The organism is Streptomyces lonarensis, assembly GCF_012033735.1.
In the GTDB taxonomy this organism is placed as follows: domain Bacteria; phylum Actinomycetota; class Actinomycetes; order Streptomycetales; family Streptomycetaceae; genus Streptomyces; species Streptomyces lonarensis.
This window is the reverse complement of record NZ_JAAVJD010000247.1, coordinates 1-7,409: the sequence shown is the minus strand read 5'-3', so window position 1 is coordinate 7,409 and position 7,409 is coordinate 1. Positions and strand designations below refer to the sequence as shown.

General features: G+C 77.1%; 4 protein-coding genes and 1 pseudogene. All 5 read left to right on the top strand.

Annotated elements, in window-relative coordinates:
• Nucleotides 1-137: 137 nt before the first annotated feature.
• The 5 genes and pseudogenes from HCN56_RS21720 to HCN56_RS25915 all read left to right on the top strand — a co-directional run bounded on the left by HCN56_RS21720 (nucleotide 138) and on the right by HCN56_RS25915 (nucleotide 7,299).
• Complete coding sequence (locus HCN56_RS21720) at nucleotides 138-1,856, top strand: SDR family oxidoreductase (RefSeq protein ID WP_376770909.1); 1,719 nt, start codon at nucleotides 138-140, stop codon at nucleotides 1,854-1,856.
• A gap of 126 nt (nucleotides 1,857-1,982) precedes the next feature.
• Nucleotides 1,983-3,356: a cryptochrome/photolyase family protein gene (locus HCN56_RS21715; RefSeq protein ID WP_167973702.1), complete on the top strand. Its 1,374-nt coding sequence runs from the start codon at nucleotides 1,983-1,985 to the stop codon at nucleotides 3,354-3,356.
• Between the two features lie 219 nt (nucleotides 3,357-3,575).
• On the top strand, nucleotides 3,576-4,841 hold the full coding sequence (locus HCN56_RS21710) for an NAD(P)/FAD-dependent oxidoreductase (RefSeq protein ID WP_167973700.1): 1,266 nt from the start codon (nucleotides 3,576-3,578) through the stop codon (nucleotides 4,839-4,841).
• A gap of 757 nt (nucleotides 4,842-5,598) precedes the next feature.
• Nucleotides 5,599-5,907: pseudogene (locus HCN56_RS21705) on the top strand (MerR family transcriptional regulator); the annotation flags it as partial.
• Between the two features lie 6 nt (nucleotides 5,908-5,913).
• Complete coding sequence (locus HCN56_RS25915) at nucleotides 5,914-7,299, top strand: B12-binding domain-containing protein (RefSeq protein WP_209313031.1); 1,386 nt, start codon at nucleotides 5,914-5,916, stop codon at nucleotides 7,297-7,299.
• The last annotated feature ends 110 nt before the right edge of the window (nucleotides 7,300-7,409 follow it).

Genomic DNA, 7,409 nt, shown 5'->3' with positions numbered 1-7,409 from the left:
GCTCCGACCACTTCGCGGTCTTCACCCCGTACCACCGCCGCTGGGACCAGGAGCGGCTGCGCGACCCGCTGCCCGCCCCCCGCACGGTGCGCGTCCCCGACAGCGTCCGCTCCGACGCCCTCCCGGACCGGGCGAAGATCCCCGATGTCTCCGAAGGACTCGCCCCGGGCGCCACCCGTACCGCCGCCGGGCCGGCGCGGACCGCCGACGGCGGCGCCCCGGTAGGTGGCCCGGACGAGCCGGCCGCCCCCGACGAACAGCCCGCCGCCGCGGCGACGCCCCCCACCGACCACCCCCTGCGGTGCCTGGTGACCGGCGCCAGCGGCTACATCGGCGGGCGGCTCGTCCCCGAGCTCCTCCGGGCCGGACACCAGGTCCGCTGCCTCGCGCGCTCCCCCGAGCGGCTCCGCGACCAGGACTGGGCCGACAGCGCCGACATCGTCCGCGGCGACGTCACCGACCCCGACTCGACCGGCGCCGCCATGCGGGACATCGACGTCGCCTACTACCTGGTGCACGCCCTCGGCAGCGGCGACAGCTTCGAGGAGACCGACCGCCGCGCCGCGCAGAACTTCGCCGACCGCGCCCACGCCGCGGGGGTCCGGCGCATCGTGTACCTCGGCGGTCTCACCCCCGAAGGCGTCCCCGAGAGCGAGCTCTCCCCCCACCTGCGCTCCCGCGCCGAGGTCGGCCGGATCTTCCTGGAGAGCCCCGTACCGGCGACCGTGCTCCGCGCCGCCGTCATCATCGGCTCCGGCTCCGCCTCGTTCGAGATGCTGCGGTACCTGACCGAACGCCTCCCCGTCATGGTCACGCCCAGCTGGGTCAGCACCCGGACCCAGCCCGTCGCCGTGCGGGACGTGCTGCGCTACCTCGTCGGCAGCGCCGACATGCCGGCCGAGGTCGACCGCGGCTTCGACATCGGCGGCCCCGACGTCGTGACCTACGCCGAGATGATGCAGCGGTACGCGGCCGTCGCCCGCCTGCCCCGCCGGGTCATCCTGCCCGTCCCCGTCCTCACCCCCCGGCTGTCGAGCCACTGGATCGGCGTCGTCACCCCGGTGCCGCCGACCATCGCCCGCCCCCTCACCGAATCGCTGCGCCACGAGGTCGTCTGCCGCGAGCACGACATCACCGACCACGTCCCCGACCCGCCCGACGCCCCGATCGGCATCGACCGGGCGCTGACCCTGGCGCTGCGCCGCGTCCGGGACGCCGACGTCGCGACCCGCTGGTCCTCCGCCTCGGTGCCCGGCGCGCCCAGCGACCCGCTGCCGACCGACCCCGACTGGTCCGGCGGCAGCCTCTACACCGACCGCCGCAGCCGCCAGGTCGACGCCCCGCCCGAGGCGCTCTGGCGCGTCATCGAGAGCATCGGCGGCGACAACGGCTGGTACTCCTTCCCCCTCGCCTGGGCGGTGCGCGGCGGCCTGGACCGGCTCATGGGCGGCGTCGGCCTGCGGCGCGGCCGACGGGACGCACAGCGGCTCCGCGTCGGCGACACCCTCGACTTCTGGCGGGTCGAGGAGATCGAGCACGGCCGACTGCTGCGGCTGCGCGCCGAGATGCGGCTGCCCGGACTCGCCTGGCTGGAGCTGCGCGCCGACACGGCGCCCCCCGAGGAGGGCGCGCCGCCCGGAGAAGGCGCAACCGAGTACTCGCAGCGCGCGTTGTTCCATCCGCACGGGCTGCTCGGCCATCTCTACTGGTGGAGCATCTCCCCGTTCCACGCCGTGGTCTTCGGCGGCATGGCCCGCAACATCGCCCGCGCCGCCGAGCACCGCGCCCGCAACGAGGAGGCGACCGACCGGTCCCGCGCGTCGCGGCCGACCGCTGTCGGCGCCGGCGGGGGCTGACCGGCCGGGCCGACGGCAACCGCCGCCGGCAGGGCCCGCAGCACCGCGGCACCCGCGCCCCACCGCCACCGTCCAGCGAGCCGGCACCCCGCAAGCCCGCACCCCGCACCGTCCAGGAGCCCGCCCATGACCGTCGCAGTCGTCCTCTTCACCTCGGACCTGCGCCTGCACGACCACCCGCCGCTACGGTCCGCGCTGGACAACCACGACGCGGTGGTGCCGCTCTTCGTGCGCGACGAGCACATCGACGCCGCCGGCTTCGCCGCCCCCAACCGGCTGGCCTTCCTCGTCGACTGCCTCGCCGACCTCGACAGCGGCCTGCGCGAGCGCGGCGGCCGCCTCGTGCTGCGCAGCGGCGACGTCGTCGACCGCGTCCGCGAGGTGGCGCGCGAGGCCGACGCCGACGAGGTCCACATGGCCGCGGACGTCAGCCGCTACGCCCACCGGCGCGAGGACCGGCTGCGCGAGGCACTCCGTGAGGACGGCCGCCGGCTGCGGGTCCACGACGCGGTCGTGACCGCGCTGCCGCCCGGCGCGGTCACCCCCGCCGGCTCCGACCACTTCGCGGTCTTCACCCCGTACCACCGCCGCTGGGACCAGGAGCGGCTGCGCGACCCGCTGCCCGCCCCCCGCACGGTGCGCGTCCCCGACAGCGTCCGCTCCGACGACCTCCCGGACCGGGCGAAGATCCCCGATGTCTCCGAAGGACTCGCCCCGGGCGGGGAGCAGGCGGCCCGCCACAGCCTGGCCAACTGGCTGCGCAGCGGCATCCACCACTACGACGAGCGCCACGACGACCTCCCCGGCGACGGCACCTCCCGGCTCTCCCCCCACCTCCACTTCGGCACCCTCTCCCCGACGGAGGTCGTCCACCGGGCGCGCGCCGTCTCCGGCAGCGGCGCCGAGGCGTTCGTGCGACAGGTGTGCTGGCGGGAGTTCCACCACCAGGTCCTGGCCGCCCGGCCGGCCGCCGCGCACGACGACTACCGCGCCAAGCACGACCGCTGGCGCACCGGCCGCGACGCCGAGGACGACTTCGCCGCCTGGCGGGACGGCCTCACCGGCTACCCGATCGTCGACGCCGCGATGCGCCAGCTCTCCCACGAGGGATGGATGCACAACCGCGGCCGGCTGCTCGCCGGCAGCTTCCTCACCAAAACCCTCTATCTGGACTGGCGTTGGGGGGCTCGGCACTTCCTCCGCATGCTGGTCGACGGCGACGTCGCCAACAACCAGATGAACTGGCAGTGGATGGCCGGCACCGGGACCGACACCCGCCCCAACCGGGTCCTCAACCCGATCCGCCAGGCGCTGCGGTACGACCCCGACGGCGAGTACGTCCGCCGCTGGGTCCCGCAACTCGCGGAGTTGGAGGGCGCCGCCGTCCACGAGCCGTGGAAGCTCACCGGGCTGGAGCGCGCCCGGTACGACTACCCGGACCCGATCGTCTCCCTCAGCGAGGGCCTCGACCGCTTCAAGCAGGCCCGGGGAGTCGACTGACGTGACCACCGGACGGTCCGACGGACGGCTCGACGAGGAGGCGGGGCACGAGCGGTCCGGGCGGTGCCACCGCCCGCGCCGCGCACCCGCCGATGCCGCCCCCGGGCCAGCCGCCACCGAACCGCCCCGCCCCGGCCCGGCACATCCGACCGGCCGGAGCCACCCGCCGGACCACACCCGGCACCCCCGACCGGCCCGCCGCCGAGGAAGGTGAACCACGTGACGGCCCACAGCCGCTACCACCCCGACCACCCCGACGTCATCGTCGTCGGCGCGGGACTCGCCGGGCTCGCCTGCGCCCGCGACCTCACCGACGCCGGCCTGGAGGTCGCGCTGCTGGAGGCGTCCGACGACGTGGGCGGGCGGATGCGCACCGACCGCCGCGACGGCTTCCTCCTCGACCGCGGCTTCCAGGTGTTCAACACCTCCTACCCGCAGGTCGCCCGCCGCCTCGACCTGTACGGGCTGCGCCTGCACCCGTTCACCTCCGGGGTACTGGTCCACACCCCCCGGGGCCGCGTCCGGTGGGACAACCCCACCCGGCATCCCCGCCGCGCCGCCGGCGTTCTCACCTCCGCCACGGCCGACACCCGCGACCTGCTCGCCCTCGGCCGGATCAGCGCGCGCGACATGCTGCTCAGCGGCCCCGCGCTGCGCCGCTCCCTGCACCGGTCCCCGGAGCGCACCACCCGGGAGGAACTGGAGCGGTCCGGTGTCTCCGACCGGATGGTCTCCGAACTGCTCCGCCCCTTTCTCGCCGGGGTGTTCCTCGACGACGACCTGACGACCACCAGCCGGATGTTCCACATGGTGTGGCGGAGCTTCCTGCGCGGCCACCTGACCCTGCCGGCCCGCGGCATTGGAGCCGTCCCCCGGCAGCTCGCCGACGGCCTCCCCACCGGGTCGCTCCGGCTGGAGACGCCCGTGGCGGGGATCACCGAGGAGGGCGTGGAACTCGCCTCCGGCGGCAGGCTCGACGCCTCCACCGTCGTCGTCGCCACCGACGCCGGGACCGCCGCCCGACTCCTGCCCGACCTGGCCGTCCCGGCGTTCCGCACCGTCACCACCTACTACCACGCCGCGCCGCGACCGCCCCTGACGGAACCGACGCTGCTGCTGGACACCGCCCGGAGGTTCCTCAACACCGCGGTGCTGAGCCAGGTGGCGCCCGACTACGCCCCGCCGGGCCACTCCCTCGTCGCCACCTCGGCCCTGGGCGACGACGTACCCGGCCGGGAGGCGGCGGTGCGCGCGGCACTCGCCGAGGTCTACGGCGCCGACACCGGCGGCTGGGAACTGATCGACGCGCGCACCGTCCCCGCCGCACTTCCGGCGATGACACCGCCCTGGCCGCTGAGCCGTCCGACCCGACTCGCCGAGGGCCGTTACGTCTGCGGCGACTACCGGGGGACCGGGTCGGTGCAGGGCGCTCTGGCGTCCGGCGCCCGCGCGGCACGCGAGGTGATCCGCGCCCGCATCCGCTGACTCCGCCACGTGGGAGGCCGAGGTGCCGGGCGGTGCTCCCGCCTCGGCCTTCCCGCTCCGCCCGGCGCGGCGGTGGTGCCGCACCGCACGCCGGGCCGGCCCCGGGGCGGTGACGAGGAGTCCGTTCGGCCGATGTGCCCCCCCCCCCCCCCCCCCCCGGCCCCGGTCCTCGGGCTGGTCCGCGGGCCCGCAGACCAGCCCGTCAGCTGTCCGAACGGACCGTTTCGATACTGCTCCGCGCCTCTCCCCGCCCGGCACCACCGGCAGCCGTCGTACGTGGCGCGGCGCGCTGCCCGCCGGGAGCTGCCTGCCGGGGCGCCCCGTGGGCTCCCGGCCGCCCCGGGCCCGGCGGCACCGCCCCGTCGCCCTCACCCGACCAGGCGTGTCCTTTCCCTGCGTCAACTCGGCCGGCCTGTCCCGCTCCGAGCCCTCACCCCCTGCTCGCTCCGTCGCCGGCTCCTCGCGCGTCGCGCCCTGACCTGTGAACGGGTGGTGGGGAAGCACCCTGAACAGCGGTCGGATGGCACTCCGCGCGCCGGTCGGATCGGGAGTGCGGGATCGGGGTGCTCCGTTCATGTGGTGACCGGGGCGGTGACGAGGAGTCCGTTCGGCCGATGTGCCCGAGCCGACGTCAGCCTTCCTCGGTCGGTCGCACGTCCGATGCGCGGCCGGTCGGCCGGGCAGGCGGGGGCGTCCGGGCACCGTCCGGCGCCCGACATGATCAACGGGCCCCCGGAGGCGTGCCCCGCTGCCTAGCATGGTTCGGGTGAGTGCCGACCGGAGCGACCCCCGACCGTCCGAGGGCGTGCCCGCCCTCAGCACCGGCGCCGTGGCACGCCGCCTCGGCGTCGCCCCGACCACACTGCGCAGCTGGGAACGCCGCTACGCCATCGGGCCCGCACGCCACGAGAGCGGCAGGCACCGCCGGTGGACCCCGTCGGACGTGGCGCGACTGGAGGAGATGTGCCGCCTCACCGGGCTGGGTGTCCCGCCGCGCGAGGCGGCGCGCGCCGCGCTGGCGGCGGAGCTGCCCGACGCGAAGGTGCTCCCCATCGCCGCAGAGCCCGCGCCGATGGGTGGCGTTGACGGCACGGACCACCAGGAGGCGGCAGCCTCGGCCGGACACAGCCGGCCCGGGCCTCACGGCCACGCGGTCGCCCGGCCCGCCCCACCCACGGCCGAGCCGCCGGCCCTCGCGGACTGCTGGTTCCCCGCCCCCCACGGAGCCGACCGGCCTCCCCCGCCCGGGAGAGAGCCCGCACCCGCCGGCCGACCGGGACCGGCGGGTCAGGCAGCCGGTCCGCCGCTGCCCCCCTCCCCGGCGTTACGCGAGCCGCCGCCCGGCGGAGAGGCCGCCCCCGGCGGCCCGGTTCCCGGGCCGGCCGACGCGGCGCGCGGGCGGCCGGCCGGCGACGAGCAAGCAGCACCGGTCGCACCGGACGCCGGCCTCACGGACCGACGCCACGACCGGGCGGCCGACCCACCCTGCCGAGGCGGCTCCCCGTCACCGCGCACCGGCGCCCGCGCAGACCGCAGCGACCGCCCGGCACCAGCACCGGCACCGGCACCGGCACCGGCACCGGCACCGCAGTACGCCCTCGCGGCGCGGACCGTCGACCACTCCCTCCGTTCCCCCGCACCGACGCGGCTGCCGAACGCCACCCGAAGCTCCGGCGGCGCCCTCCGCCTGCCGCCGCCGCGCAGCGGCACGGCCCCCCTGCCCGGCCCCGCGCCGGGCAGCCGCCGGATTCGCAGCGCGGGCGCGCCCCTCCCCGCACCCGACCCCCAGCACGAGACCGGGCCGGAAGGAGACGCGGTCCCCCGCCGCCCCGGCCCCGAGTGGCGAGGGCTGTCGCGCGCAGCGACGCGGCTGGACGGGCCGGCGCTGGAGCACCTCCTCGACCTGGCCCTCGCACACCACGGGCTCATCACGGCCTGGGAGGAGGTCATCGCCCCGGCGTTGCACACGGTCGGCCGGAAGTGGGCGATGGAGGGCGAGCCGTACGTGGGCGTGGAGCACCTGCTGTCGTGGCACGTCTCGTCCGCGTTCCGGCGGCTTCCCACCGTTCCGCCGCGAGCCGGTGCGCCGCCGACCCTGCTCACCTGCGTCGCGGACGAGCACCACACCCTGCCGATCGAGGCGCTCGCCGCCGCCCTTGGTCAACGTGGCGTCCCGACCAGGGTGTTCGGCGCGGCCATGCCGGCGGAGGCGCTCGTCGGGGCGGTCCGGCGACTCGGACCGGCCGGCGTCGTGCTCTGGGCACAGGCCCGCGAGACCGCGGACCGGGCGCTCGTGACCCACCTGCTCGGCGTGGGGTGGGGGCAGCGCGGCGCACGCATCCGGCCCGCGGTGCACCTCGCCGGCCCGGGGTGGGCCGGGGTCGGCATTCCCGGCGCGACCCGCCTCACCGGGCTGCGGTCCGCGGTGGAGGCCCTCGCCGGCCGCGCCACCGGCTGACCGGCGCCACCGTGGTACCCGCCCCGGCGGGCGCCGAGCCGAGTCGCCCGTGGGGGCGTCGACCCGCCCGGCGGCGCTCCGCCGGCGGTGAGGCCCGCGGTGCCTTCCAC

What these genes read in the sequence shown, in the direction of transcription:
- HCN56_RS21715 (WP_167973702.1), top strand. Translation starts at nt 1,983, where the DNA reads ATGACCGTCGCAGTCGTCCTCTTCACCTCGGACCTGCGCCTGCACGAC.
- HCN56_RS25915 (WP_209313031.1), top strand. Translation starts at nt 5,914, where the DNA reads ATGGGTGGCGTTGACGGCACGGACCACCAGGAGGCGGCAGCCTCGGCC.